Here is a 25,952-nt window from a genome sequence, read left to right on the forward strand (position 1 = left end):
TGTCGTGAACCGAGTGCGAACTCATGGACGAAGCTGGGTGCGGGTCATCAGCGGCGAGGAGCGCCCGACGGCGCGGCTGGTCTGCTTCCCCCATTCCGGCGGTACCGCGGCGGCCTACCGTGACTGGTCGTCGGCGATGCCGGCGGGCACCCAGCTGTGCGCAGTGCAGTACCCGGGCCAGGCGGACCGGATCCGCGAGACGCCCGCGGGCGGCATCGCCGAGATCGCGTCGTGCGTGGCCGCGGAGCTCTCGCGGCTGGATCCGGCCCGCTGCGTCCTGTTCGGGCACAGCCTGGGCGCGCTGGCCGCGTACGAGACCGCGAGGGTGCTGCAGGCGGACGGACGCCCCGTGCACGGGCTGGTCGTCTCGGGGTCGCTCGCACCGGGGCGGGCCCACGGCGGCACGATGCACCGGGCCGGTGACGCGGAACTGTGGTCCACCCTGCGGGATTTCGGCGGAATCGACCCGTCGATCGCGGACGACGAAGACCTACGGGATCTGCTGCTCCCGACGCTTCGTGCGTACATCGGGCTCAACGAGACCTACCGGCCCACGGCGCATGCGCAGCCGCTTCGCTGCCAGGTCCGTTGCCACTACAACACCGAGGATCCGCTGGTCGACCCCGCACGGGTCGCGCCCTGGGCCGCGGTCACCACCGGCCGGACCAGCGTACGGGCCTGGCCGGGCGGGCACTTCGGGCTCCTCGCCGAGCCCTCGGAACTGATCGCCGAGATCGTCGGAGTCCTCCTGGAAGGCGCGACCCTGCCATGACCCTTGCCGGAAAGTCCGTCATCGTCACCGGCGCGGCCACGGGCATCGGCCGGGGCATCACGCAATGCGTGCTGAAGGAGGGCGCCGGCATCACGGTGGTCGGCCGCCGCGAGGAACCGCTGCGGGAGCTGGCGGAGCCGTACGGGGACGCCGTGTGCGTCGTCGTCCAGGACGTCGCCGCGCCCGGGGCCGCCGAACGGATCGTCGCGGCGGCGACCGCCAGGTTCGGCGGAGTCGACGCCGTGGTCAACAACGCGGGCCTGGCCCGGTTCGCCAGCCTGGAGACGGCCGACCCCGCACTGTTCGACGCGATGTTCGCCGTGAACGTCCGTGCGCCGGCCGAGCTGATCCGGTGCGCCCTGCCGCACCTTCGTGCCCGCCGGGGCAGCGTCGTCAACATCTCGTCGGTCGGCGGCGTCCTGTCCATGCCGGGGCGGGCTTTCTACGGTGCGACCAAGGCGGCCGTCAACAGCCTCACCCGTTCCCTGGCGGTGGAACTGGCGCCGGACGTACGGGTGAACGCCATCCTGCCCGGACCGGTGCTGACGCCGATGTGGGACGAGACCGGCCTGGACGCGGCGGGCGCCGAACGGCTGCGGGCCGGCCTGCTCGAGTCGACCCCGATGGGGCGGTTCGGGGAGGGCGGGGAGATCGGCCGGTGGGTCTGCCTGCTGCTCGACACGGAGGTGTCGGGCTGGGTCACCGGTGCCCTGATGCCCGTCGACGGTGGTCGCACCGCATGACCGACCTGCTGCCCGAGAACTCTCTCGCCGAACAAAGGGGTATGAGCGTGAGTCCAGAGAACGTGTCCGTCGCCGGTTCCATTCCTTCGTCGTGCCTGGTCAGCATCTTCTGGGCCGCGGAGAAGCTGGAGAAGGAGACCGGTATCGACGTGGTGAAGCTGCACGTCGGCGACCCGTACTTCCATCCGTCCGAGGACGTCGCCCAGGCCTTCGTGGATGCCGTGGGGCGCGGTGACACCAAGTACACCGGTGTCGAGGGCCTGACCGCTCTGCGCGAGGCGGCGGCCGACAAGCTGCGCACGGACAACGGGCTGGACAGTGACGTCAACAGGCTGCTGATCTCGCCCGGTTCGGCCCAGGGGCTGACCGGCCTGCTGCATTCGCTCGCCGAGCCCGGCGCCGAGATCCTGCTGCCGGAGCTGCACTGGCCGGTCCACCTGCAGCAGAGCCTGCTCGCGGGCTTCCGGCCGGTCCTGTACCCGCTCGGCCCGGGCTTCCGGCCCGATCCCGACAGGATCGCGGCCGCCGCGACGCCCCGTACCCGGGTCCTTCTGATCAACTCTCCGGCCAACCCCACCGGCGCGGTCCTCGACGGCGACGAGCTCCGCACCCTGCTGGACCTGGCCCGCAGGAACGGCTGGCAGGTCATCAGCGACGAGGCCTACGAGCACTTCTGTTACGAGGGGGAGCACATCTCGGTCGCCTCCTTCGAGCGCGACGTCCCGGTCGCCGAGCGCATCGTGCACAGCGTCTTCACCTTCTCCAAGGGCTTCGCGATGACCGGCTACCGGCTGGGCTACGTGGCTCCGGCCACCGATCGCGCCGCCGACGTCATGAGGGTCGTCCAGGAGGCCGGCATCATCGGCACCTCGACCCCGGTGCAGCACGCGGGCATCGCCGCGCTGAAGAGCCGGGCGGACTCGACTGCGACCAACCGCAAGCTGGTGCAGCGCAACCGGGACGTCTCGCTGCCGCCGCTGATCAAGGCCGGGCTGCTGCACGAGCTGCCCGCCGGCGGCTGGTACGCGATGCTCGACGTGAGCAGGTCCGGCCTGGACGCCGAGTCGTTCGCGATGCGGCTGCTCGAGCGCAAGGGCGTCGCGGTGGTGGCGGGCAACGGGTTCGCCATGCGCCCCGATGTCGACGACAAGGGCCGCATCCGTTCCCACGACTACGCGCCCTGGGCACGGCACCTGATCCGGATCGCGTTCTGCGTCGATCCGGCGGCACTCGAGACCGGCGTGCGGCGGATCGTGGAGTTCGTCGAGGAATGCGCCGCCGAAACGAGGGGGTGACCGAGCATGGCGGATTCCCTGGCCGGCACGGCAACGCGGGCGATGGTCGACCCGGCGGCCTTCCGTTCCCTCATGACGGCGCACCCGGCCGGCGTGACGATCGTGACCACCGTGGGACCCGATGACGAGCCGTGGGGCATGACCTGCTCCTCGCTGGCCGGTGTCTCGCTCCAGCCGCCCACCCTGCTGGTCTGCCTGCGTGCGCAGAGCCCGACGCTGTCGGCGCTGCTCAAAGCATCGGCGTTCGCCGTCAACCTCCTGCACGACCGGGCCGAACCGGTGGCGCAGCTGTTCTCCTCCGGTGCGCCGGACCGGTTCGAGAAGGTCGAATGGGTGCGGGACCCGGAGTCCCGCGTCCCGCACCTGACCGAGGACGCCCACACGATCGCGGATTGCAGGGTCAGCACGACGCTGCCTGTCGGTGACCACGTCGTGGTCTTCGGGCACGTGCTGCGGGTGGCGGCCCACGCGACCCGGCCGGTGAATCCGCTGCTGTACGGAATGCGCCGGTACTGGTCCCTGCCGGCTTCGACGGACGACGGGAGCGGACGATGACCCGGGCGCGCATCCACGACTGCCCGCTGGCACGCACGGCCGGGGTGATCGACCAGTGGTGGACCTTGGAGATCCTGCACGAGGTCCTCGACGGCCACACCCGGTTCGCATCGATCCGCCGGAACCTCGAGACCCCCGCCGACGTCCTGGCGGAGCGGATCGCCGTACTGACGGCCAAAGGCCTCCTCGAGCCCGACGACGCCGCCGAGCCCGGTGACGCTGCGGAGCCCGGTGACCCGGCGTACCGGCCCACCGATCTGGGCCGCTCGCTCCGCCCGCTCCTCCTGGTCATGACGGCCGTGGGCAACCACCGGCTGGCTCCGGAGGACCGCAGCGTCGTCCTGGTCGACAAGGAGACGGGCGCGCGGGTGGACCCGGTCGTGGTCGACCGGCTGACCGGCCGCCGGCTCGACACCCCCGGCTACGTCTTCGCCCGCGGCCCGAAGGCCAGCGAAGCCCTCATCGCCCGCTATCCGGAGGTCCCGGTGCGGCGGTGACACATACGGCCACCGGCCCTTCCATCCTCTGCCGGGCCGGTGGTTCCTTTCCCTGTCGGCCGCACGCCTCGGCGTGCGGCCGACAGGCTTGGCCCGAGCTCCCCCAGCCGCTCCACCCAGCGAGAAGGAACCGTCAGCCATGACCCGGACCGATCCCGGTGCACGTTCTGTGGACCTCGCTCTGGACCTCACCGATCCGGCCACGTTCGTGAACAACGACGTCCACGCGTTCTGGCGCGCCGTGCGTGCCCGCAATCCCGTCTACTGGCACGAGCCCACGGCTCGGAACCCCGGATTCTGGGTGGTGTCCCGCTACGCCGACGTGCAACCGCTGCACACCGACGAGGCCCTGATCTCCGCTCGGGGAAACGTCCTCGACGTCGTCCTGCGCGGCGACGACTCCGCCGGCGGGAGCATGGTGGCGGTCACGGACGCCCCGCGCCACCGGCCCTTGCGGGGCCTGCTGTTCAGTGCTTTCACGCCGCGGGTCCTCGGCAAGGTCGTCGAGAAGGTCGGGCAGCGCACCACCGAGCTCGTGTCCTCGGTCGTCGGGCGGGGCCCGTTCGACTTCGCCGCCGAGATCGCCGACCGGATCCCGATGAACACGATCTGCGATCTGCTGTCCGTTCCCGCGGCGGACCGCAAGGACCTGCTGCGCTGGAACAAGATGGCGCTCTCCTCGGTCCACGCCGAGCACGATGAGCTCGACGCGCTCAGCGCGCGCAACGAGATCGTCCTCTACTTCATGGATCTGGCGCAGGAGCGCCGCGACAACCCCGGCGACGACGTCATCAGCCTGCTCGCCGCCGCCGAGGTCGAGGGCCGCCCGCTCACCGTCGAGGAACTCGCGGTCAACTGCTACAGCCTGATCCTCGGCGGCGACGAGACGTCCCGGGTCTCGGCGATCTCCGGGGTGCTCGCCCTGATCGACCATCCCGGCCAGTGGCAGGCCCTGCGGACCGGCGAGGTCTCCGTCGAGTCGGCCGTGGAAGAGGTCCTTCGCTGGTCGACGCCTTCCTTCCACCTGGCCCGCACCGCCGTCCGGGACATGGAGATCAGCGGCAACACGGTACGGGCCGGCGACATCGTCACCCTGTGGACCGTCTCCGCCAACAACGACGAGGCGGTCTTCGACGAGCCGCGCCGGTTCACGCTGTCCCGCTCGCCCAACAAGCACCTCTCGTTCGGCCACGGCCCGCACTACTGCCTGGGTGCGTTCCTCGCCCGCGCGGAGCTGAGGATGCTGCTGACCGCCCTGGTGGACCACGTCGACCGGATGGAGCTGTGCGGCACGCCCCGGCCGGTCTATTCGAACTTCCTCAACGGTTACGACGACCTGCCGGTCCGCTTCGAAGGCCGCTGAGGCCGGGTCAGACGTGCTCGGATCAGGCGCGCTCGGGCGCGCGCTCGGATCAGGCGCGCTCGGCCCGCTCCATGATCTTCGCCAGCTCCGCGATGCTCTCGGCCGCGAGCATGTCGCGCATCGGCACGACCACGCCGAGCTCCTTGCGCACCCGCCCGGCCAGCTTCGCGGCGAGCACCGAATGGCCGCCCAAATCGAAGAAGTTGTCCTCGGGGGCCACTTCGCTGATCTTCAGCGTCTCCCTCACCATGCCGCAGAGGATCTGCTCGTACGATCCCCCGCCGCCCGCGGCGACGGGCGGCACCACTGTCTCGGGCGCGGTGCGCGCCGCCCGCTCCTCGAGTTCCCTGCGATCGATCTTCCCGTTCAGCAGGGTCGGGAACCGCTCGAGCATGACGACGGCCGACGGGACCATGTGCTCGGGAAGGGCGCCGCGAACGTGCTCGCGCAGCTGTTCCTCCGTCGCCTCGTGACGCGGCGAGGGCTTGACGTAGGCGACGATGTGCTGGGAGGAGGCGTCGTCACCGCCCATGACCGCGACGACGATCTCCACGGCCTCGTGGCTCTCCAGCCGCGCCTCGACCTCACCCAGCTCGACGCGGAAGCCGCGCACCTTGACCTGGTTGTCGACCCGGCCGGTGAAGAAGAGCTCGCCGCCGGCCTCGCGCCTGCCCTTGTCGCCCGACCGGTACATCCTGCTGCCGGGCGGGCCGTACGGATCCGCGACGAACCGGGCCGCGGTCAGGCCCGGACGGTTCAGGTAACCCCGGGCCACTCCTGACCCCGCCAGGTACAGCTCGCCGTCCGTGCCGTCGCGCAGGTCGTTCAGCGACCCGTCGAGCACGTACACCGCGCTGCCGTCCCACGGCGTCCCGATGGACACTTCCTCCTGGATGCCGTCGATCGGCCCGCCGATCGACGCGCCCACGGTCACCTCGGTCGGGCCGTAGCCGTTGTAGAGGCGCCTGCCCTTGGACCACTCCGCCGCCAGGGACCTCGTGCAGACGTCGCCGGTGGAGGTGATCGTGCCGCCGGGCAGCAGCCCCTCGCTGTCGGTGATGCCCAGCGCCACCGGCGGCAGGACGGCGTGGTCGACACCGTGCTTCAGCATGGTGTCGCGCAGCGACTCACCCGGCATCAGGTCGTGCTGCTCGGCCATGACGAGGGCCGCACCGTTCAGCAGGGCCAGCGTGAAGTCCCAGAACCAGGCGTCGAAACTGAAGGACGCCCATTGCAGCACGCGCTCGCCGGGACGGACTTCGAACACCCTCGCCTGGGTCGAGACCAGGTCGGCCACGCCGGAGTGGGTGACCGCGACGCCCTTGGGCACGCCGGTCGAACCGGAGGTGTAGATGACGTACATCAGGTGGGCCGGGCGCAGCGGCGCGAGGCGCTCGTCCTGGGTGACGTCGGCGCCGCTCTCCTGCGCGCAGGCGGCCTCGAAGGACGGGTCGTCGAGCACGACTTCGGGCACGTCCAGCTGCAGCAGGGTGACGTCCTGCGTCCGCAGCGACATGACCGGCTTCGCGTCCGTGATCATGTGCGTCAGCCGGTCGGCCGGGTAGGCCGGGTCCAGCGGCAGGTAGGCGCCGCCGGCCTTCAGCACGGCGAGCACCGCGACGATCAGCTGCACCGAACGCGGCACCGCGATCGCCACCAGCCGGTCGGGGCCGACGCCGGACGCGATCAGCCGCCTGGCCAGCCGGTTCGCCCGTGCGTTCAGCTCCGCGTAGCCGACGACGGTGTCCGCGAAGACGACCGCCGGCGCATCGGCCGACTCGGCGACCTTGGTCTCGAAGAAATCCGGGAAAACACTCAACTTCGCCTCCGGCGCAGACTTCCAGCGTGATGGGTACGGAAAGTGGTGCGCGGCGCTAGTTCGGCTCGATGGTGAAGCCGCGTCCCCAGACGTTGCGCAGCGCGAGGCCGACGGGCTGAAGGCGTCGGCGCAGCCGGAGCACGTGCAGGTCGATCGCGTTGCTGGAGGCGCTGGCACCGCACTGCTCGAGGATCTTCCCCAGCTCGTTGCGGTAGACCACCTGGCAGTACCGGGCTACCAGCGGGGCCAGGATCTCGCACTGGAGCGTGGAGAGCGTGACGGACGAGTCCCGGAAGCAGAGGACGCCGGCCGGGTCGAGCACGGGCTTCTCGTTGAGGACGGCACGGGCCTCCAACTGGCTGACCCGGGCCTGGAGATCCTCCGGAACGATGGGCGGGCGCACCCAGTCTTCGTAGAGGCCGATCCGCTCGGGCGGAGGAGCGCCGTGCTCCACGACCAGCAGACAGAGGTGCCGCCGTGCCTTGCACTCCTCGCGGATACTGCTCTCCGCGGGCCAGCGGACGAATCTCACCCAGCTCTTCAGATCGGCCGTCACCGACAGTCTCCCTGCCCGATGGCGTCCCGCAGGCTCTTCGGCCGCATATCCGTCCAGAACCGTTCGACGTGGTCAAGGACCTTCTCCCGGGCGGCCGGCCCATACACGACACGCCAGCCGGCCGGGACATCCACACCCTGCGGCCAGAGCGAATACTGCTCCTCGTCATTGCAAAGTGCCAGGTAGTCCCGGCCGTCTTCCTCGAATGGATTGGACATGATGGCAACCTTCCCCCGAGCTGGAACCACCACTCGACGGTACAGCAGCGTCCCGAACCAGAGAAGGATTGATTTTCCATATACGCCTATGCAATCCGCATTTACTTTTGAGCGATCCTCACCCTGGTTCTTACAGAACGAACCATTTACCGTTAATCGTTGATTCCACGAACCAGCCCGCGGGGGGCCCCGATGCCTTTGGACCGGTTTTTGCGCAGCTTGATCGCCTGGCAGAGCGCCGGCGATCCTCCTGTCCCTGATCGCGCGTTGACCGTCGAGCAGGCCCGTGAGCGGTACCGGGCGAGTGCGTTGCGCCCCCCTCACCGGGGAGGCGGCCTCCCCCGCGCGGCCGTCACCTCCGTCGATCAGACGATCGACACCGCGGACGGATCCTCGATCCGGTGCAGGGTGTACACCCCGGAATCGGATGAGCGCCGGGTGATCACCTATCTGCACGGTGGCGGATGGGTCCTGGGTGACCTCGACACTCACGACGGGGCCTGCCGGATCCTCGCGGCATCACTGGGCGCGGTCGTCGTCTCCGCCGCATACCGGCGGCCCCCGGAGTTCCCCTACCCCACTCCGCTGCGCGATGCCGTCGACGCGGCCCGCTGGACGGCCCGGTCCTTCCCGGGCCGCGACCACGTGATCGCCGGCGACAGCGCCGGCGCCAGCCTGTCGCTGGGCGTCGCCCTCGACGCGCGCGACACCGGCGACTTGGACCTCGCCGCGCTGCTGCTGGTGTACCCGCCCGTGGATCCGAGTCTGCGGATCGCTTCGGCCTGCGACCACGCCGAGGGTTATCTGCTGACCGTCGACGACATGGTCTGGAACTACGCGATGTACGTCCCCGACCCGAGGCACCGCAGCGATCCCGCCGTCGACCTGCTGAACGCCGACCTGCGGGGCCTGCCGCCGACGGTTCTCGCCACGGCCGAGTTCGACCCGCTCCACGACGAGGGAGTGCTGCTGGCCCAGAAGCTGGACGCCTCGGGCGTGTCCGTGAGCGCCGTACCCGGGCCGGGTCTCGTCCACGGCTATTTCCTGATGCAGGACACGGTGCCGGCAGCGGCCGCGTGCAGCCTGCGGGTCATCGAGGAGCTGCACGCGGTGCTGCGGTCGCTCAGCGCGCCTCGCGCCACATGAAGCGGGTGTTGACGCCGAGGATCTCCTCCTGGGAGACCACCTTGAAGCCGAACTTCGAGTAGAGAACGACGTTGCGGTCGACATCCGTCTGCAGGAAGACGGGGGTCCCCTGCTGATCGACCTCGTCGAGGAACGCCCTGAGCAGCGCCGTCCCGACCCCGTGCCCCTGCTCCTCGGGGTGGACGGCGACCGGCCCGATGTGCCAGTGGGTCTCGCGGGGCTCGTGCTTGGCCCTCGAACTCATCACCTTGAAGGCGCGAGGCAGGTTGAAGCCGATCGTCCGGATCATCATCGGCGCCGTTTTGAGTTTCTCGCCCATCGTCATCTGACAGTGCGGCCACTGTGCGGCGTTCAGCACGCCGACGAGCCGGCCATTGCGCTCGGCGCCGAGCGCGTGACTGAAACTGCTCCCGAGCTTGATGATGCGCGTTCCCTGTTCCATCGCCCGGGTGGCCTTGTCCTGGTCACCGCGCACGGTGGCCAGATTGCTCGGATTATCGGCGAAGGCGAGTCCGACTATTCGACACGCGACTTCCAACTCGGCGGCAGAAATCGGCCGCACGGTCACATCGCTCACTTCAACCTCCAGGATGCAATCACCGACTATATTCGATTCCGCTCGATCATTGCGTGAATACTTGAGCAATTCAACGGGTACGGAAAAAGTCGATGCCTATATCGGCTTCTTTGCGGACATCCACGCATGCCGCGCCGGGCTCACGAGGTCCTCCAGGCGGCCGCCTGCGCGATGGTGCGCAGCGCGTGCTCGACGGGTTCGGGCAAGAGGGCGGCCTCGAGTGCGTCCATGGCCTGGCGGTAGCGCTCCCCGATCATCTGCTCGACGCCCGCGGCGGCGCCGGTCGCGGTCATGATCTCCCTCGCGCGCTCGGCCGCGTCCTCCGTGAGCGCCTGGTCTCCCAGGATCTCGCGCAGGTCGGCCTGTTGCCCCTTGTCGGCGGCGGCCAGAGTGAGCGCGACGAGGACGGTGTGCTTGCCCTCTCGCAGGTCGTCGGAGCGGGACTTGCCGGTCTCGCCCGGGTCGCCGAAGATCCCGAGGAGGTCGTCGCGCAGCTGGAACGCCTCGCCGAGCGGGATCGCGAAGGCGCTGAGGTCATCGAGCAGCCGCCCGTCCGCGCCGGCGAGCGCCGCCCCGATCTGCAGGGGCCGCTCGATCGTGTATTTCGCGGTCTTGTACCTGATGACGGTGAGCGGCCGGCGGGTGGAGGCCTCCAGCTGCCCGCCGCCCGTCAGGTCGAGGTACTGCCCGTACATGACCTCCGTACGCATCTCGTCGATCAGCGAGAACACGGCGGCGAGTCGGTCCGGCGACGGGCCTATGCTGCGCAGGAGTTCGTCGGACCAGGTCATCGCGAGGTCGCCGATGAGGATCGCGGCGCCGATGCCCAACTGCTCCGCTTCGGCGTCGGAGTGGGTCAGGGCGAATTCGGTGGCCATGGCCCGGTGGACGGTGGGCAGGCCGCGGCGGACGTCGGAACGGTCCATGACGTCGTCGTGGATCAGGGCGAAGGCGTGGAACATCTCGAGAGCGGCCCCGGCCGGAACCAGACCGGCTTCCTCGGGCCCGCCCCCGGCGGCATACCAGCCGCACGCGCAGAGCAGGGGCCTGATCCGCTTGCCGCTGGCGGCAAGGAACGTGCGCAGACCCTCGACCGCGGGAACGGCGTGGGGTTGTGCGGTGTGGATCTTCCCGGTGAGGAACGCCGCCAGGTGCGATTCCACCCGGATCCGGTAGGAGTCGAGGTCCAGGCCGGCAGGTGAGGTGAGAGTCCCGGTCACAGGATGTCCTCCGTGGTCTCTGAGGTGTCGGACGCGGTGATGCGCAGCGCTTCTTCAAGGGGAATGGGAATAGGTTTCCGTACGTGTACGACATCTATTTGCACCGCCCGGGGGCCCCACCGGCAAGAGCCACAGACCGACTGACGTGTCGCGCTTCGGCCCCGTGTCGCGCCTTTCGTCGGCAAGCGCGACACGGGGCCGAAGCGCGACACGTTGCGCGTCTTCGGCCCTTGTTGGGGACGACGCCGATCTGCGGTACTTGGAGCCATGCCGGAGCAACCTGTCATGAGAACTGCCCCCCGAAGCCTGCCTTTAGCAGGCCATGCCCTGCCGCTGCTCATCCGGCCGCTGGAATTCCTGAAGACACTTCCGGAATTCGGCGACCTCGTGAAAGTCCGGATCGGTCCCGGCGATGCCTACGTGCCCTGCGAGCCCGGCTTGTTCCGGAAGATACTCAAAGACGCCCGCGTGTACGACAAGGGCGGCCTGTTCTACGACCGGGGACGCGAAGCCGTGGGAAACGGCCTGGTCACCAGCCGTTGGGACGACCATCGCCGACAACGCCCGCTGATGCAGCCCTCGTTCGACCACAAGCACATCAGCCACTACGCCGAGCTCATGGCCGACGAAATAGACGTGCTGACGCGCACATGGCGCTCAGGCGAAGTCGTGGACGTGGACAGGGCGATGGCGACCCTGACCCTTCGCATCACGACCAGATCCCTGTTCTCGGTGCCTGCGGACCACGAATTGGTGACCCAGGTGGAGAAATGGCTCCCGGTTCTCATGGACGGCTTCTTCCGGCGCATGTTCGTCCCGGCACGGCTGCTGTCGCTCGTTCCCACGAAGATGAACCGGCAGTATCCCCGCGCGATCGCCGAGATGCGAAAGCTCACCGAAGAGATAATCGATGAGGTGCGGCGCACTAAGGGCGAGGACCCCGGCCTTCTCGCAAGCCTGATGCATGCGCGCGACGAGGCGACCGGAGCCCCGCTCGGAACGCAGGAGATCTTCGATCAGGTCCTCATCCTTCTGATCGCCGGCTCGGAGACCACCGCGACGGCGCTGGGGTTCACCTTCCATCTGCTGGGCGCACACCCCGAGGTCGGCGCCCGCCTCCGGGACGAGGTCGACGGCCTGCTCGACGGCCGGGCCGCACCCCGCTTCGAGGATCTCCCCGGTCTGACGTTCACGAGGCAGGTGCTCATGGAGAGCCTTCGCCTCTATCCGCCGGCGTGGATGTTCACCCGTGCCACCACCACGGCCTGCGAACTCGGCGGTCACGAGTTCCCCGAGGGGACGACGTTCCTGCTCAGCCCTTACATCCTGCACCACCGTCCGGATCTGTTCCCCAGCCCCGAAACCTTCGATCCGGATCGCTGGCAGCCCGGCGCGATGAGCGAGGAGGCACGCCGATCGGTGCTCCCCTTCGGCTCGGGCGCCAGAAAGTGCATCGGCGACCAGTTCGCGCTCAACGAAGCGCTGCTGGCCATCGCGGGGATCGCGGGCCGCTGGAACCTGAGCCCGGTCAACGACCGGCCGATGCGGCCCGTCGCCCGGGCCACGCTCAAACCGGGCCCGCTCCCGATGAGGCTCCGGGAACGCCGGCACGCACCGGCCCGGAAAGCGACGATCACCGATCTTCGAAACTAGAGGCAGGCAGATCATGAACGTGACCTCCCTTGCAGCCATGCGCGCATCGGCTCAGGACATCGTCGATGAGATGATCGCCGATCCCTACGGACTCACCTCACCATCGGTCTACGAGACCGCGCGGCTGGTGGCGTCCGCATCCTGGCTGGACGGCCACCAACAGCGCGTGGAGTTCCTGCTGTCGGACCAGCACAAGGACGGAACCTGGGGCGGGCCCGGGGCTTACGGGCTGCTGCCCACGCTCAGCGCCGTCGACGCCCTGCTGTCCCTCGCGGGGACGCATGACGCGCAGCGGGTCGCCAAGGCCGTGGAATCGGGGCTGGCCGCGCTGGCCGGCCGGTTCCCCCGGGACGTCCGGCTGCCGGACACCATCGCCGTGGAGCTCCTGGTGCCCTGGCTGGTCGAACAGATCGACCAGCGGCTCACCCGGACGGCCGGCCGGGGCGATGTGCCCGGCCGGCTGGACCTCCAGGCCGACACGGGAACGCTGAACCGGATCCGCACGCTCCTGCGCGATCACGCCGGCATCCCGGAGAAGACCTGGCACTCGCTGGAAGCCCTCGGCGCCCCGGCCGTCCGGTCCCGCACGGTGATACCGGTGGGCGGGGCGGTGGGCGCCTCTCCTGCGGCGACCGCCGCCTGGCTGGGCGATCCCCCTCATGCGGACGCCACGAAAGCGTCCCTGGACTATCTGCACCGAACCCAGGCACGTCATGGAGGCCCGGTCTCGGGGATCACCTCGATCACCTATTTCGAGCATGCCTGGGTGACGACGGCGCTGTGCGGCGCCAGCCTGGACGTGGGGATCCCCGCCCGGGTCGCGGACACCCTGCGGACCGCTCTGCAGGCGAACGGCCTCGCCGCCGGCCCGGGTCTTCCGTCCGACTCCGACGACACGTCGGCCGCCCTGCACGCCCTCGCGCTCCTCGGGAAGCCGGAATCGGTCGATTGCCTGTGGGAATACGACACCGGCCTCTACTTCAAGTGCTTCCTCGAAGAACGAACCCCTTCCACCTCGACGAACGCGCACATCCTCGTGGCGTTGGCGGACCGCCGCGGACAGGGCGACCGGCGCTGCGACCTCGCCGCGGAGCGGGTGGGCGGCTGGCTCATCGAGCAGCAGCACCCGACCGGTTACTGGACCGACAAGTGGCACGCTTCCGCCTACTACGCGACCGCCTGCGGCGCTGCCGCCGTTGCCCGCCTGGACGGGCCGCAGGCATCCGCCGCCCTGGACAACGCCATCCGCTGGGTGCTCTCGACACAGCACGCCGACGGGTCGTGGGGGCGGTGGGAGGGCACCGGCGAGGAGACCGCCTACGCCCTTCAGATACTGAATCACCGCGCCGCCCCCGACCGGCCGGTCGTCCATGCGATCCGCGACGGTCGGGCGTTCCTGTCGGGCCATGTCGAGGACGGCGGCGATAATCCGCCGCTGTGGCACGACAAGGACCTGTACACGCCGGTCCGGGTCATCCGCGCCGAGATACTCGCCACCTTGGCCGCGACACGCCACCTGGCCGAGGTCCACGACGGAGGACGGCCGTGACCCAGCCCCTGCCCCTGCCCCAGCCCGAGCCCCTGAGCGACCTCTCTTTTCCCTCCGCGGCGCAATGTGTGCCGGTCAGCGTGCTGGCACTGCGCATCCTGGCCGACCTGCGGTCCTGGGCGACGCAGCACCCGCAGGTCCTCGAAGCCACGCCCATCGAAGCCCTGGCGATCTCCGCCGCGGCGATCAGTCCGTGGCGCGGCGCGGACGAACTGCGGCTGTCGGCTCGCATGTACGTGTGGGCCTACGCCCTGGACGACCACGTCGAGCAGAACGTCCGGAGCCTCGACGAACTCGACGACCTGTTCGGTCGCTGCAACGCGGTCGTCCAGAGCGGCGGCCGGGACGACAGCCACCCCCTGCTGGCCTCGTTGTCCGGCTGGCAGTCCGCGTTGGAGCGCGCTCCGCTCTACCCGCGGCTGGCCGGCCTGTGGGCCGACAGGTTCGCCGAGGCCCTGCGCGGTGAGCGGTACGACTGGACCGCCGGACGCGCCAGGGACCGTGGAGAGGGCCCTTCCGATCCGGAGGAGTACCTGACCTACGCCGCCAGCTCCAACGCATGGATGACCCACTTCCCGCGCTGGGCGACCAGCGATCGGGACGAAATCCTCGACAGCCTGCCCGTCCTCGACAGCGCCCTCGAGGCGATCGAGGTCGCCGTCCGCCTCTCCAACGACCTGGCCACCTTCGAGCGGGAACGGGCCGAGCCCGGCCAGAACAACATCCTGATGTACGACGCCTCACCCGAGTGGGTGCACAGCGAACTCGCCCGGCATGCCCGCACGGCGCAGGATCAGCTGAACCCGCTGGTCACCGCCGGGGTCGCGCCCGCCGTCGAACTACTCCGCCTGCTCGATTGGTCGGTCACGTTCTACAGCGGCGCCGACTTCCGCGGATGGGGGTCGGACCGCGACCTCACCGGGTAGCGGGCGCCGGCGGGATCCGGCTGGCGACGCCCTCGATGAAGGTGTTCAGTCCATAGGCGAACCGTTCCGCCGGATCGGTCTTCATCAGGGAGCCGATGGCCTCGGCGTATTGAGGCGACAGCACGTTCGCCAGCTGGTCGCCGCGGCCCTCCCACTCCTCGGCCGGCGAGTGGGCTTGGTTCTGCTCGTCGATGGTGTGGCCGAGGACGTAGTAGTAGAGGGAGAAGGCCAGCGAGCCGGCCTGCGCGGGGGCCAGGCCGGCTCTGCAGAGAACGTCGACGACGAGGCTGCCGGCCGTGACGGAGTTGGCGCCGGTGGCGTGGGTGCCGCTCACCAGCCGCGCGCCGTCGCGGTGCGAGAGCATGGCCGTCCGGAACCGCTGGCCCAGGACGTAGATCTGGTCGCGCCAGGGAGCCTCGGGCAGCGGGGCTCCGACCCCCTCGGTGAGCTTGTTGGCCATCGCCTCGAGCAGGGCGGCTTTGTTCGGGAAGTGCCGGTAGAGGGCACCTCCGTGCACGTTGAGCGCAGCACCCAGCTTGCGCATCGTCAGACCTTCGAGCCCGTCGGTGTCGAGGAACCTCAGGGCCCCGTCGACCACGTCGGCCTTTCGCAGCAGCATGCGTCGCTCCATCGTTGACAACCCCCGAATCATATAGCTAACGTAAACGCTGTTCACAGTAAACGGCGTTCACGGTGAACGTCGTTCACCAGGAGGCGCACAATGTCCGAATTACCAGCCTCACCACCCACCCCCGCGGTCCTTCGACCGAACCTGCCGCTCGGCGTCGTGGTGGCCATTTCCTGCGTGGCGCTCTTCATGGTCGTGCTCGACACGACGATCGTCACGCTGGCCCTGCCGCAGATGCACGACGCCCTGGACATGTCGGTCAGCGAGCAGCAGTGGGTCGTCACCGGCTATCTGGTCACCCTCGGCGGTTTCCTGCTTCTGGCCGCCAGAGCGGGTGACCTGTTCGGCCACAAGCGAGTGTTCCTGTTCGGCATGATCGTCTTCACCGCCGCCAGCCTGGTAGGCGGCCTGGCCACCGATCCGGCCATGCTGATCGTGTCCCGGTTCATCCAGGGCATCGGTGCCGCCGCGCTCACGCCCACCAGCCTGAGCCTCATCGTCACGAGTCACACCGACGAAACCCAGCGGCAGCGCGCCCTGTCCCTGTGGAGCATCACCATCGCGTTCGCCGGCACCGCCGGAGTCCTCCTCGGTGGCGTGCTCACCAGCGAACTGAACTGGCGGTGGGTGCTGTTCATCAACATCCCCCCCGGCATCGCACTGTTCGCCGCGGCCCTCTGGTGCCTGCTCCCCGCCCGTGTCGGCTCCAAGCAGGTCCGGCTCGATCTTCCCGGCACCCTCAGCGTGACGCTGGGGATCGGGGCGCTCACCTACGGGCTCTCGCAGGCGTCCGCCGACGGGTGGGGGTCGTCGAAGGTCCTGATCGCCCTTGGCGCGGCCGCGGTCCTCATCGCGTGCTTCGTGGCCGTCCAGATCACCAGCTCCCAGCCGCTCATCCCGCGGACCCTGTTCCGGCTGCGCACCCTGGCGCTCGGAAACCTGGTCATGCTCCTGCTGGGGGTGGTCCTGAACGCGTCCTTCTTCTTCATCTCCCTGTACCTGCAACAGGCCATCGGTTACAGCGCCTTGCGGACCGGCATGGCCATGGTGCCGGTGACCCTCATCGTCATCGTCGGCGGCTTCGCCTCCCGCAAGCTCGTCCTCGTCTTCGGCCCCCGCAACTTGATCATCGTCGGCGCGCTCATCGTGGCAGCCGGCATGGCCTGGCTGACCGGAGTGCCCGCCCGTCCCCCGGTCTTCCTGGCCCACATCCTCGGGCCCACCCTGGTGGTCGGGGTCGGCCTGGGCTTCCTGCTCCTGTCGATCACCCTCACCGGCACCTCCGACGTCGATCCCAAGGACGCCGGCGCCGCCTCCGGGTTGCTCAACACCTCCCGGCAAGTCGGCGGGGCCGTGGGCCTCGCCGTGCTCACCACCATCGCCGCCACCGTGACCACCAACGCCGTCGGCGACTCCCCTCCCATCGAGGCGCTCGTCCACGGGTACCGCATCGCGTTCCTGATCTGCGCGGGCGTCATGGTCGCCGCCGCCCTGATCGCGCTGGCCCTGCCGAACATCAAGGCACCCAGGCCGGAGGCCGACGAACCGGTCAGCGAAGAACGGTCGGCGAACGCAGCGTCATGAACCGGATGTCACACGTCGACGACGGCCCCGCCCGGCAGGGCGGGGTCAGCGAGTGCCGAGCCCGCCCGTCCCGGGCGAAGGCCGGTCCGCACCTGCCGGGTCGCCACGGACAGCGGTCCCAGGCCCGCCAGGGTGCCGAGCACCTGGGTCATCAGCTCCTCGGGGGCCGACCGGGCGGGCACCACGCCGATCGTGTTCACATCGGTCAGCCAGGCGGCTGCGACGTCGCCCGCAGCCGCCAGGCGGCGGACGGTCCGGCCGCCCGCGACGGCCTCCGCCTGCATGTGTTCGGCGTCCGGGTCGTCGGCGGCCCCGAGGACCAGCGTGAGGTCGCAGCTCTCGGCGACCGTGCGGACGGCCGCGGCCCGGTCGGTGGCGGCGTAGCAGAGCGCGTCGTAATGCTGCCCGCGCACCCGCGGGAAGCGCTCGCGCAGGGCAGTGATCACCGCAGCCGCGTCGTCCACGCAGACCCCGGTCTGCACCACGAGGGAAAGCCTGTCCGGGTCGGCCCCGGACTCCTGGAGATCGGACACCTGTGCGGCATTGCGCATCGTCATCACCGATTCCGGCGCCTGCGAGACCGACACCTGCTCCGCCGCGGTGTCGCGGGCCCCGGCGATCAGCACCACCGTGTCGCCGCGGTGGGCGTACGCCTCGACATCGCGGTGCGTCAGGGTGGCGAGGGGGCAGGTCGTGTCCACCAGCGTGAGCCCGCGTGCGGCTGCTTCCGCCCGCACCGGCAAGGGCACCCCGTGCGGCGGGAACACCACCACTCCCGTGTCCGGTACGGCGTCCAGATCATCGGTGATCGTGACACCGGCCGCGGTGAGCTGCGCGATCCGGCCGACCGTGGCGACGGGCCGGCCGTACACCTGCACCGGCACCTCCGGCGGCACGTCGCGGGCCGCCCGGAGGGTGGCCTCGATACCCGCCCGGGCGCCCGCACAGTCGGGATCGGCTTCCGCCACCAGCAGGCGGCGCGACCGCAGCAGCCCGGCCCACTGCGCGATGAGGTCCGCGCACACGTCCACCGCTTCGCGATCACCCGCGTGCGCGGCTGCGCCCAGGCCGACGGCCCGGCCGTTCAGGTCGAGGTAGGAGGCCATCACGAGCACCGCGCCGCCGGTGCCGCGGACCCCTGCCGTCCCGTCCACCGGATGGATACGGACCCGCCGCCGGCCCGGATCGGGTTCGCCGCGTCCCAGCGCCGCGGCCAGCAGCGGCGCCGCCGGCGAGATGACCGTCCCCCGCTCGGGATGGGTCATCGCGGAGGCCACCAGGATCTCCCCCGGCCGGACCCCGCTCACGGAAAGCCGTTCCACCCGCATCGTACGATTCATGATCACTCACCTCACGTGGCTGAACTGACTGGGCTGAACTGGCTGGCGTCGGCACTCACGAGGCCACCCGGTCCGGAGTCCAGGTGCCGGCGGTGCGGACCAGAAGCTGCCTGACGGCATGGTGGGTGCGCTGCGGATGGAGCCGGGATCGCAGGGCGTTCATCGCGGTGGTGGCGCGCCCGCACGTCAGGAAGGCGGAGTCGTCGAGGAAGGCGTGCCAGATGGTGACGGCCTGGTCGAGATCGCCCTGATCCAGGTGCAACCCGGCCAGGCGGGCATGGACGAGGGCGCGGGAGCGCCGCTCCTGCTGGGGACGGTGGCGGGCGGCTTCGGTGAGCGTGGCGATCGCCCCCTTCCTGTCACCGAGCAGCGCCCGGACAGCGGCCTCCTGGTTCGCCAGCGACGCGGGGTGGTACCTGCCCATGGCGGTACTGCCCTGCGCCGCCGGGTCCTGCACCGTCTGGGAGCAGGCCTGGTCCAGGCGCCGCTCCGCGGCCGAGAGCGTGGTCAGTGCGTGCTGCCGGTTCCCCGCGGCGGCGGCCGCGACCGCGACCTGTCCCAGGAAGAACGCCTGGCGGGCCGGGCCCGTGGCGCCCTTGCTGATCCTCGCCGCGGATTCGGCGAGGTCGACGGCGTGCTGGTGGTGGCCCAGGCTCTGCGCCTGAACCGACAGGCTCCGCAGCGTGACGGCGTATCCGGCCGGGTCGTTGTTCTCGCCGGCCAGCATCAGAGCGGCCCGGTAATAGCGCTGCCCCAGCCCGTGGCAACCGTCGTCGAAGCACATGAACGCGGCCAGGTAGGTGAGCTGCGTGGCGGCGGTGAAGAGCCTGCGCCTCAGCGCCGGAGTCCCGGCGGCACGCAGCCTGGGCGCGATGTCGAAGGCGAGATAACAGGACAGCTCCGCCCGCGCGTGGCCTCCCCCGAAGGAGTCGTCGAGGTCGGAGAACAACCGTGTCATCTGCTCGGCCGCGGCCACCTGGCCCGGCTCCAGCCGCTGCGCACACGACGCGTCCGGCCAAGGCTGCAGGCCGGTCGAACGGGCCGCGGCCTGCGCCCACTCGGGCACCGCGAGAGCGGCCACGCGGTAGGCGGTGGCGGACAGCGTCCGGCGCCGGCCTTCGCCGAACTGGGCCAGGCCGGTCAGCAGCCGGGCGACGTCCGGGGGCTGGACGTCGGCGTCCGCGGGCCCCTCTGCCGCCGCAGGGGAACGACGTCTCGGATCCCACTCCTCGCGGACGGCCGGCTCGGCGGCCGGCCCGCCCAGACCCATGTCGGCGAGACCGACCGAACGGCGCAGCCCGCGGGAGATCGCCTCGGCGATCAGCTCGGGCACCGGCGGTCTGGGACGCCGGCCGGCGAGCCAGTGCGTCACCGACCGCCGGTCCAGCCGCATCATCACGCCGGACTCGGCGGCCACCGCGTTGACCTGCCGGGCGAGGAAGTCCTCGGTCCAGCCCGCCTCGGCCAGCAGGCCCCGCAATAGCCTGTTCGGCACCTTTGGCTTCGTCATGACGCGCTCCAGCCCCCCACGATCGCCGCGTATTTCCCGAGCCTTCCGTTGGCGGATTCGGAGGCTGCCGATCTAGTTGATGCGGAAATAAGTGATGGCTTCACCCGTGATCGTGAGGTGCGGAGAACTCACCCGGGCGAAATGGCCAGGGCGAGCGAAAGGTCTTCGTCGGAGTTGATCCACACCGTGACCGACACTCCGCGGTAGGACGCGGTCAGAGCGCCGTCGGACGGGCTGAGTTCGATCCGCCAGAACAGGAAATCGTCCGGGGTCCCCATGCCGCACAGGGCTTTGAATGCCGCTTCCTTGGCGGCGAACAGCTCCCGCGGAGTGTATTTCCCGGTGGGCGGCAGCAGGCTCAGCCGCTCCTCCCCGCGCAGGACGAATCTGGCCACGCGAGGGCTGATGGCCGCGCTTTCGATGTCCACACCGACCGCCGCGGCACCGGGCACCACCGCCGCGACCGCCAGACGGTCGGTGTGGGCGATCGAACCGGGGAATCCTCGCGGGAAGCGCGGCCGGCCGTCGGGATCACGGGGCACGGTCCGATCGGCTGCCCCGGCCGCCGCCAGCGCCGCCGCGGCCGCCCGGCGGCCCGCCGTGAACTGCTGGTGCGGCCCGAACGGCTCGCGCACCGGGCACCATCCGGTCCACACGCCCGCTGCGGCGGCGCCGGCGGGAACCCCCGGTCCGGCGGCCGCCGCGTGCGCCTTGGTCAAGAGAGGGAAACGACGTGGTCGGCCAGCGACCCGATCGAGCGCAGCGCCTCGGGACGGACGTCCTCGTCCCATTCAAAGCCGAACGCGTCCTCCATCGCCACCAGCAGGCTGACCAACGCGGTGGAGGACATTCCGGCCTGCCGGAGGGACTCGGCGTCCGACACGTTGCCGACGAGACGGTCGTTGCCGAACAGGTCGATGAGCAGCCCCCGGATGCGCTGCCGGACCTCGAGTGCCGTGTCAGACACGCGATTCCACGTCCTTGATGAATTCCAGGATGATCTCCTGGAAGGCTCCGGCGTCGTCGAAGAAGGGCTGGTGCCCGGCCTTCGGCATGATCCGGCAGGTACCGTCCTGGAACTGGTCGGCCAGCTCCCTGGCACCCGTCGGGCTCAGCAGGATGTCGTCGTCGCCCACGACGACCAGCGTGGGTGCGGCGATGCGGGGCGGCAGATCGGGGCTGTGGTTGTCGTTCGCCGCGCTCCTGAAGCTCTGGGCCAGTTCCTCGGGGTCGGAGACCGCCATGAAGGCCTCCCGCAGACCCAGGTAGCCGGGGGTACCGAGTGCCTGGTTCATTTCCGAGCTGAACATCTCGGGGTAGAGGTGGTCGAACACCGCCGCGAGGCCGTGGCTTTCCAGGGTCCTCAGCCAGTTCCGCTGCAGCTGCTTCTGGCGCCGCATGCCCTGCGGTCCGAAGACCGGGCCCGACAGCACCAGGCCCTTGACGCGGTCCGGGTGCCACAGGGCCATGTCCCGGGCGAAGACCGTGGTGGTCGACGAGCCGATCAGGTACGTCGACTCGATCTCCAGCGCATCGAGCATCGCTATCAGATCCGCGGCGTGCTCTTCCCAGGTCGGCTCCTTCTCTACCCGCGAGGAGGCTCCGTGGTTGCACAGGTCGTAGACCAGGACACGGTGGTGTTGCGCGAGCTCCTCGGTGAACCCCCGCCAGATCGGAGCGGTCGCCACGAGGTTGCTGAGGGGGATGATGGCGGTGCCTTCACCGCGGGACTCGCAGTAGAGTTCCACGCCCTCCCTGGTGCGAATCCGCGGCGCGTCGTCGCGGTATGACAGATCCAGCCGGGACATGTTCTCGATGATTGACATGGAATCTCTATCCTGTTCCTGTTTCGAAGATCTCGATGCCGCGAAGGATGCGGGCGAACTCGGCGACGATTTCGGCCGCCGGCTGCCCACCGGAAATGGCGCCGCAGGACAAGCCGCAGTACATCGCCATTTCCTCGATCCGGCCGGTGGTCGCCTCGGTCGGTGCCGCGGCGCTGAACCGCGGTATCAGGTACGTCTTTCCTTCGACCACGGTCCGGCCGATGAATTTCTTGGCCTGCTTCACGTCGCGGGTGGCGGCCGTCTCCAGGACGCGGTGCCGCCGGCCCGGCCACCCGATCTCGTAGGCATCGCTGATGACCGTGTCGGTCTCGTCGGCGGTGCTCACGGCTCCCTTGAAGTAGGGGTGGGCCTGCGATTCGTGCGCGACGACGAAGGCGGTACCGAGCAGCACGCCATCGGCGCCGGCCGCGAGGGCCCTGCCGGCCTGGGCCGGCGATCCGATTCCGCCCGCGGCGACGATGCAGGCCTCCGGCAGTTCTTCGCGCAGCGCGGTGACCATGGCGTCCCGGCTCGATTCGCCCAGGAGATGGCCGCCCGCCTCGACGCCCTGCGCCACCACCACGGAGCCCCGTTCGGCGGCTCGCACGCCGTCCTCGACGGTCCCGACCTGGACGACGACGTGCCGTCCCGCCGCGGTGATCCGATCGAACACGGCGTCCTGCGGCATGCCGAACAGGGACAGGTACACGTGCCGGGGCGTCTCGTCGAGCACCTGCGTCAGCTGCCGGTCCAGCTCTTGCGGCCCGACCACCTCCGGAATCAGGTTCACGCCGACAGGCCGGTCGGTCCCCGCCGTCAGCCGGTGGAGCACGGCCGACAGCGCGTCGCCGACCAGTTTGTAGCCGCCCACGCAGCCTGCCGCGCCGGCGTTGGACACCGCGCACGCCAGCTCCGGCCCCGCGACACCCCCCATGCCCGACTGAAGCAGGCTCACTTCGATTCCGAGCACCCCGGCCAGCGTGTGTCGCATCAGCCCAGGGTCTCCATCGCGGTCAGGGCGGACAGGGCGGCCTCGGTGCTGCCGAACCGCTCCGTCAAGGCGTGCACCCAGCGCTCCAGGCCGAAGGCGAGGCAGCTGGTGTGCGCGATGTCATCGCCGGCCTGGATCGAGCACCGCTCGCCGAAGAAGTTCCGGTGGTAGTTCACCGAGCCGATCGCCAGGCCGTTGACGACGAACTCCTCCTTGACCGGGAAGAGGCGCTGCATCTTGGCCTTGCCGCCGTTCTTGTCGAAGAACGGATCGGTGGCGACCTCGAGTCGGAAGTCCAGCCCGAGCTCGGCGCACAGGGCCGTCACGGCTTCCTTGGCCCGGAGCAGGTGCTGCTTCGCCCCGTCCTCGGGTCCGATGAAGACGATCTCCCGCATGGAGAAGCCGAGGAGCCGCTGCAGACCGTCGTAGTGGTCCTCGTTGCGGAAGCACGTTCCGAGCGTGGTCCGCATCGTCCCGTCCGCGGGCAGCTCGGAACCGGCCAGATCGAGGTAGATCGCGTAGCAGGCCGCCGACGGCAGCGCGAACGCGGTCGGCTCCATCACCTCGGCCGGAATCCGGTCCAGCGGCCGGGACGTATCGGCCAGCAGGGTGCCCAGGCGCTTCGGATCCAGCCGGGTGGCCGCCAGTCCCAGATGGGGGAAGTTGTCGAAGTAGTCGAAGGTGTCGAGGTCCTGGCACCCGATCAGGAACGGGAACCTGAACTCCGGGGCCTGCCAGGTCTGGGCCATGCGCAGGAACACCGCGTCGATCGCCCGCAGCAACCGCAGTTGGCCACCGTCGAGGACTCTCAAGCCGTTGTCGGTCGTCGTGGTCATTGCGCTGCCTTCTGCTTGAAGAATCGGGCTTCGATCGCGTGGAGACTGCGGAAGTCGTCCAGGTCCAGGTCTTCGGGATCGATCGCCTCGCCGGTCAGCTCCTCCAGCAGGAAGATGAACTCGACGAAGGCCAGCGAGTTGATGGCCCGGCTGTCGATCAGGTCCATCTGGGGAGCCAGCTCGCCGATCTTCGGGTTGCGGCGCAGGATGAAGTCCCGGACGTCCTGCATCGGATCGGCCGTCATGTGATCAGTTCCTTTCCCGCGCCCGCCTTGGTCAGGAACTTCCTCGTCCGCTTCAGGATCTGCTCGTGCGCCTCCACCCGGGCGGGGTGCTCGAGCGCACGACGCCGCAGCGCCAGCGCGTCCGGGATGCCCGCGTCACGGTAGGCGGCGGGGTTGTAGAGGGTGGCGATGCTGTACTGCAGATAGTTCTCGAGGTACGCGGCGACCGCCGGCACCTCGGCCGGATCGCGCTTGGCCACCTGGCCGAGCAGGTCGGTGAAGACCATCCGGCCGAATGCGACGTGCCTGCTCTCGTCCTGGTGGTGCACCCGGTTGATCTCGCGGGCGATGTGCGGCAGCGACTGGTCGGTCGCCATGTACGCGTTGAAGTAGTCGACGATCTCCTCGAAGATCAGGATGCGCGCGAAGATGATCGCCTCACGGGCCACCGTGGAGAGGTGTGCCACCGAATCGGCCTGCAGGGTCGGCTGCGCCGGATACAGCTTGCCGCCGTAGCGCAGGCAGAACCGCGCGAAGAACCACATGTGCTCGTTTTCTTCGCCGATGAAGTGATGCAGGAACTCCGAGACGTCCGCATAGGCGCGCTCATGGATACGCATCACCACGTCGCTCATCAGCTCGCGGATGCCGTGGATGTTGAGGCTGAAGAAGTTGATGGCCTCGTATTTGGTCAGCGCGAGCTGCTGATCACGGCTCAGTTCGTCCCACATCGGCGTGCCCGCCAGCGTGGTCAGACTCTCGCTCATCCACGGCTTTCCGGGCTCGATCGCCTCGGGCCAGTCGAAAATCGTGTACGGATTGTAGTAGCTGGATTCGGCCATTTGCTCGAGCCGATCCAGGTCCAGTGAGATCGGCTCAATTTCTCGTACAGCCATGTGTTCTCATCTTCCCCGTAGGGTGACTCTGGATTCCGTTTTCAACGCACTGCCTGGATGTCCGTGTGCACCTGGATCGGCAGCTGCGCACCGCAGTCGTGGTAGCCGAAGGGCGCATTTCCGGAGGCCGTGGACGGAATGACCTTGTTATAGATCGATCCGAGGCACAGCTCCTGGAATTCCTTCGTGTCGGGCGAGAGCCGGGCGGCCAGCTGGGCCTTGGCGATGTCGACGGTCTTGACCACACCGTCGTCGTCCTCGACCTCCACGCACGCGTGCGGCAGGTCGAGGGCGCCGCCCAGCACTCCGCAGAACCAGCCTCGTTTCGCCTCGGCCCGGTACCCGGCCTCGCGGAAGCTCTCGGCCAGGGACAGACTCGCCGCGATGCAGCTCGTGGCGCCCATGGCGTGCACCTTCTCCGGGTGCGCCTGCAGGGGGACGGGGATCATCTGCCAGCGGTAGCCGGCGTCCAGGTACGCACGGGTCAGCCGTCGCAGCACGGGCGAGACCACGGGAGTCCGCGCGCCGGTCGTCGTCACCGTGGCCGCGTACTGCGCCGACCCCCGGCTCGCCGCCGGCGCCTTCACACCGGCGACGCTTCCTCCGAACCGGAGGACATCCGGTTCTTCCAGACGCCATGGAGCCGCCTCCGGGCAGCCGGGACATTCCAGCCGGACCCGGAAATCCCATGCCTTGGCACGCAGCAGATCGTCCACCGGCCGCTGAGCGAACCGGAAGAGCAGGCGGAACGTGAGTTCCGGCTGCGTCCTCGCGCTGTTCGAGTACATGCCGAGGTTGTACAGATCGTTGGCATCGAAATAGCGCACCCCGGATCGGAGCTCGGCCGGAAGGCCCGCGTCTACGAGTCTGTCGATCTCCACCGGTTCGCAGCGCAGCATTTCCTGGGCAACGGATTCCGGTTGGGTCTTGCTGGAATACTCGGCCGGAACGAACTCGATGGAGTTCGCCACCTTTTCCCAGGCCACATTTTCGGTTGCATTTTGACGCGACACAGTCTATCCCCCAGACAGAACGACCGCACCGACGGCTCGGCGCCCGTCATCAAAGACGCGAGGTCACGGTAAATCTGCGGACAGCCTGACAATACCGACCTGGGATCCCGCACGACAGATTGTTTCTCCACGACCCCCTATGGATTTCCCATATCCGAAACTCAAAGGCTTCTGTTCGAAGATGCAGCCGACGCGCGGGCCGCCGAAGCGGACGC

The 25,952-nt window shown here is 69.4% G+C and carries 26 protein-coding genes and 1 pseudogene; 11 read left to right on the top strand and 16 right to left on the bottom strand.

What is annotated here, in order from left to right; genetic code table 11:
- Nucleotides 1-37 precede the first annotated feature (37 nt).
- The 6 genes from AC3IYI_RS12675 to AC3IYI_RS12700 all read left to right on the top strand — a co-directional run bounded on the left by AC3IYI_RS12675 (nt 38) and on the right by AC3IYI_RS12700 (nt 5,225).
- Nucleotides 38-772: a thioesterase II family protein gene (locus tag AC3IYI_RS12675; RefSeq protein WP_489410268.1), complete on the top strand. Its 735-nt coding sequence runs from the start codon at nt 38-40 to the stop codon at nt 770-772.
- The gene (locus AC3IYI_RS12680; RefSeq protein WP_489410269.1) at nt 769-1,515 is read left to right on the top strand and encodes an SDR family NAD(P)-dependent oxidoreductase; all 747 of its coding nucleotides are present in this window, start codon (nt 769-771) and stop codon (nt 1,513-1,515) included. Before AC3IYI_RS12675 ends, AC3IYI_RS12680 begins: the two co-directional genes overlap by 4 nt.
- A gap of 41 nt (nt 1,516-1,556) precedes the next feature.
- Complete coding sequence (locus tag AC3IYI_RS12685; protein ID WP_489410270.1) at nt 1,557-2,810, top strand: pyridoxal phosphate-dependent aminotransferase; 1,254 nt, start codon at nt 1,557-1,559, stop codon at nt 2,808-2,810.
- Nucleotides 2,811-2,816: 6 nt separating this feature from the next.
- The gene (locus AC3IYI_RS12690) at nt 2,817-3,365 is read left to right on the top strand and encodes a flavin reductase family protein (protein WP_489410271.1); all 549 of its coding nucleotides are present in this window, start codon (nt 2,817-2,819) and stop codon (nt 3,363-3,365) included.
- Nucleotides 3,362-3,862, top strand: coding sequence for a winged helix-turn-helix transcriptional regulator (locus AC3IYI_RS12695; RefSeq protein WP_489410272.1), 501 nt, complete (start codon nt 3,362-3,364; stop codon nt 3,860-3,862). The genes AC3IYI_RS12690 and AC3IYI_RS12695 overlap by 4 nt, the downstream gene beginning before the upstream one ends.
- 139 nt (nt 3,863-4,001) lie before the next feature.
- A complete protein-coding gene (locus tag AC3IYI_RS12700) occupies nt 4,002-5,225 on the top strand; it encodes a cytochrome P450 (RefSeq protein WP_489410273.1) in 1,224 nt (407 codons plus the stop codon).
- A gap of 49 nt (nt 5,226-5,274) precedes the next feature.
- Here AC3IYI_RS12700 and AC3IYI_RS12705 read toward each other — a convergent pair whose 3' ends face one another.
- Genes AC3IYI_RS12705 through AC3IYI_RS12715 form a run of 3 tightly spaced genes read right to left on the bottom strand, consistent with a single transcriptional unit; the run spans nt 5,275 to nt 7,818 of the window.
- A complete protein-coding gene (locus tag AC3IYI_RS12705; RefSeq protein ID WP_489410274.1) occupies nt 5,275-7,044 on the bottom strand; it encodes a non-ribosomal peptide synthetase in 1,770 nt (589 codons plus the stop codon).
- Nucleotides 7,045-7,099: 55 nt separating this feature from the next.
- Nucleotides 7,100-7,600: a winged helix-turn-helix domain-containing protein gene (locus tag AC3IYI_RS12710; protein WP_489410275.1), complete on the bottom strand. Its 501-nt coding sequence runs from the start codon at nt 7,598-7,600 to the stop codon at nt 7,100-7,102.
- On the bottom strand, nt 7,597-7,818 hold the full coding sequence (locus tag AC3IYI_RS12715; protein WP_489410276.1) for an MbtH family protein: 222 nt from the start codon (nt 7,816-7,818) through the stop codon (nt 7,597-7,599). Before AC3IYI_RS12715 ends, AC3IYI_RS12710 begins: the two co-directional genes overlap by 4 nt.
- A 438-nt stretch (nt 7,819-8,256) precedes the next feature.
- Here AC3IYI_RS12715 and AC3IYI_RS12720 point away from each other — a divergent pair, with 438 nt between their 5' ends.
- Nucleotides 8,257-8,964 carry an alpha/beta hydrolase gene (locus tag AC3IYI_RS12720; protein WP_489410277.1) on the top strand — a complete coding sequence of 236 codons (708 nt, stop codon included), beginning with the start codon at nt 8,257-8,259 and terminating at the stop codon, nt 8,962-8,964.
- On the opposite strand, the gene AC3IYI_RS12725 is transcribed toward AC3IYI_RS12720, so the two are convergent.
- Both AC3IYI_RS12725 and AC3IYI_RS12730 read right to left on the bottom strand, forming a co-directional pair.
- Nucleotides 8,942-9,541: a GNAT family N-acetyltransferase gene (locus AC3IYI_RS12725; RefSeq protein ID WP_489410278.1), complete on the bottom strand. Its 600-nt coding sequence runs from the start codon at nt 9,539-9,541 to the stop codon at nt 8,942-8,944. The genes AC3IYI_RS12720 and AC3IYI_RS12725 overlap by 23 nt on opposite strands.
- Before the next feature lie 140 nt (nt 9,542-9,681).
- Entirely contained in the window at nt 9,682-10,761 is a 1,080-nt protein-coding gene (locus tag AC3IYI_RS12730; protein WP_489410279.1) for a polyprenyl synthetase family protein, read from the bottom strand.
- A gap of 285 nt (nt 10,762-11,046) precedes the next feature.
- Between AC3IYI_RS12730 and AC3IYI_RS12735 the strand changes: the two genes are divergently transcribed.
- The 3 genes and pseudogenes from AC3IYI_RS12735 to AC3IYI_RS12745 all read left to right on the top strand — a co-directional run bounded on the left by AC3IYI_RS12735 (nt 11,047) and on the right by AC3IYI_RS12745 (nt 14,889).
- Complete coding sequence (locus tag AC3IYI_RS12735; RefSeq protein ID WP_489410280.1) at nt 11,047-12,414, top strand: cytochrome P450; 1,368 nt, start codon at nt 11,047-11,049, stop codon at nt 12,412-12,414.
- Between the two features lie 37 nt (nt 12,415-12,451).
- Nucleotides 12,452-13,963, top strand: coding sequence for an ent-copalyl diphosphate synthase (locus AC3IYI_RS12740; RefSeq protein WP_489410281.1), 1,512 nt, complete (start codon nt 12,452-12,454; stop codon nt 13,961-13,963).
- Between the two features lie 68 nt (nt 13,964-14,031).
- Nucleotides 14,032-14,889 (top strand): annotated as a pseudogene (locus AC3IYI_RS12745) (ent-pimara-9(11),15-diene synthase).
- Here AC3IYI_RS12745 and AC3IYI_RS12750 read toward each other — a convergent pair.
- The gene (locus tag AC3IYI_RS12750) at nt 14,879-15,508 is read right to left on the bottom strand and encodes a TetR/AcrR family transcriptional regulator C-terminal domain-containing protein (protein WP_489410282.1); all 630 of its coding nucleotides are present in this window, start codon (nt 15,506-15,508) and stop codon (nt 14,879-14,881) included. The pseudogene AC3IYI_RS12745 and the gene AC3IYI_RS12750 overlap by 11 nt on opposite strands.
- A gap of 102 nt (nt 15,509-15,610) precedes the next feature.
- Here AC3IYI_RS12750 and AC3IYI_RS12755 point away from each other — a divergent pair, with 102 nt between their 5' ends.
- Nucleotides 15,611-17,101, top strand: a complete 1,491-nt coding sequence (locus AC3IYI_RS12755; protein ID WP_489410283.1) for an MFS transporter — start codon at nt 15,611-15,613, stop codon at nt 17,099-17,101.
- Between the two features lie 8 nt (nt 17,102-17,109).
- Here AC3IYI_RS12755 and AC3IYI_RS12760 read toward each other — a convergent pair whose 3' ends face one another.
- The 10 genes from AC3IYI_RS12760 to AC3IYI_RS12805 form a co-directional block, all read right to left on the bottom strand.
- Complete coding sequence (locus tag AC3IYI_RS12760) at nt 17,110-18,441, bottom strand: hypothetical protein (RefSeq protein ID WP_489410284.1); 1,332 nt, start codon at nt 18,439-18,441, stop codon at nt 17,110-17,112.
- 55 nt (nt 18,442-18,496) lie between these two features.
- On the bottom strand, nt 18,497-19,951 hold the full coding sequence (locus AC3IYI_RS12765) for an NsdA family TPR-like regulatory protein (protein ID WP_489410285.1): 1,455 nt from the start codon (nt 19,949-19,951) through the stop codon (nt 18,497-18,499).
- Nucleotides 19,952-20,079: 128 nt separating this feature from the next.
- Nucleotides 20,080-20,586: a 4'-phosphopantetheinyl transferase superfamily protein gene (locus AC3IYI_RS12770; protein ID WP_489410286.1), complete on the bottom strand. Its 507-nt coding sequence runs from the start codon at nt 20,584-20,586 to the stop codon at nt 20,080-20,082.
- A gap of 80 nt (nt 20,587-20,666) precedes the next feature.
- Nucleotides 20,667-20,918: a phosphopantetheine-binding protein gene (locus AC3IYI_RS12775; protein WP_489410287.1), complete on the bottom strand. Its 252-nt coding sequence runs from the start codon at nt 20,916-20,918 to the stop codon at nt 20,667-20,669.
- Nucleotides 20,911-21,777 carry an alpha/beta fold hydrolase gene (locus AC3IYI_RS12780; RefSeq protein ID WP_489410288.1) on the bottom strand — a complete coding sequence of 289 codons (867 nt, stop codon included), beginning with the start codon at nt 21,775-21,777 and terminating at the stop codon, nt 20,911-20,913. Before AC3IYI_RS12780 ends, AC3IYI_RS12775 begins: the two co-directional genes overlap by 8 nt.
- Before the next feature lie 7 nt (nt 21,778-21,784).
- A complete protein-coding gene (locus AC3IYI_RS12785; protein WP_489410289.1) occupies nt 21,785-22,768 on the bottom strand; it encodes an NAD(P)H-dependent flavin oxidoreductase in 984 nt (327 codons plus the stop codon).
- Complete coding sequence (locus AC3IYI_RS12790) at nt 22,768-23,604, bottom strand: class-II aminoacyl-tRNA synthetase family protein (protein ID WP_489410290.1); 837 nt, start codon at nt 23,602-23,604, stop codon at nt 22,768-22,770. The genes AC3IYI_RS12785 and AC3IYI_RS12790 overlap by 1 nt, the downstream gene beginning before the upstream one ends.
- Entirely contained in the window at nt 23,601-23,849 is a 249-nt protein-coding gene (locus AC3IYI_RS12795; RefSeq protein ID WP_489410291.1) for an acyl carrier protein, read from the bottom strand. Before AC3IYI_RS12795 ends, AC3IYI_RS12790 begins: the two co-directional genes overlap by 4 nt.
- Nucleotides 23,846-24,724: a diiron oxygenase gene (locus AC3IYI_RS12800; protein ID WP_489410292.1), complete on the bottom strand. Its 879-nt coding sequence runs from the start codon at nt 24,722-24,724 to the stop codon at nt 23,846-23,848. The genes AC3IYI_RS12795 and AC3IYI_RS12800 overlap by 4 nt, the downstream gene beginning before the upstream one ends.
- A gap of 41 nt (nt 24,725-24,765) precedes the next feature.
- The gene (locus AC3IYI_RS12805) at nt 24,766-25,710 is read right to left on the bottom strand and encodes a hypothetical protein (RefSeq protein WP_489410293.1); all 945 of its coding nucleotides are present in this window, start codon (nt 25,708-25,710) and stop codon (nt 24,766-24,768) included.
- Nucleotides 25,711-25,952: the final 242 nt, after the last annotated feature.

The sequence above is a fragment of the Streptomyces sp. GL_148 genome (assembly GCF_057834205.1).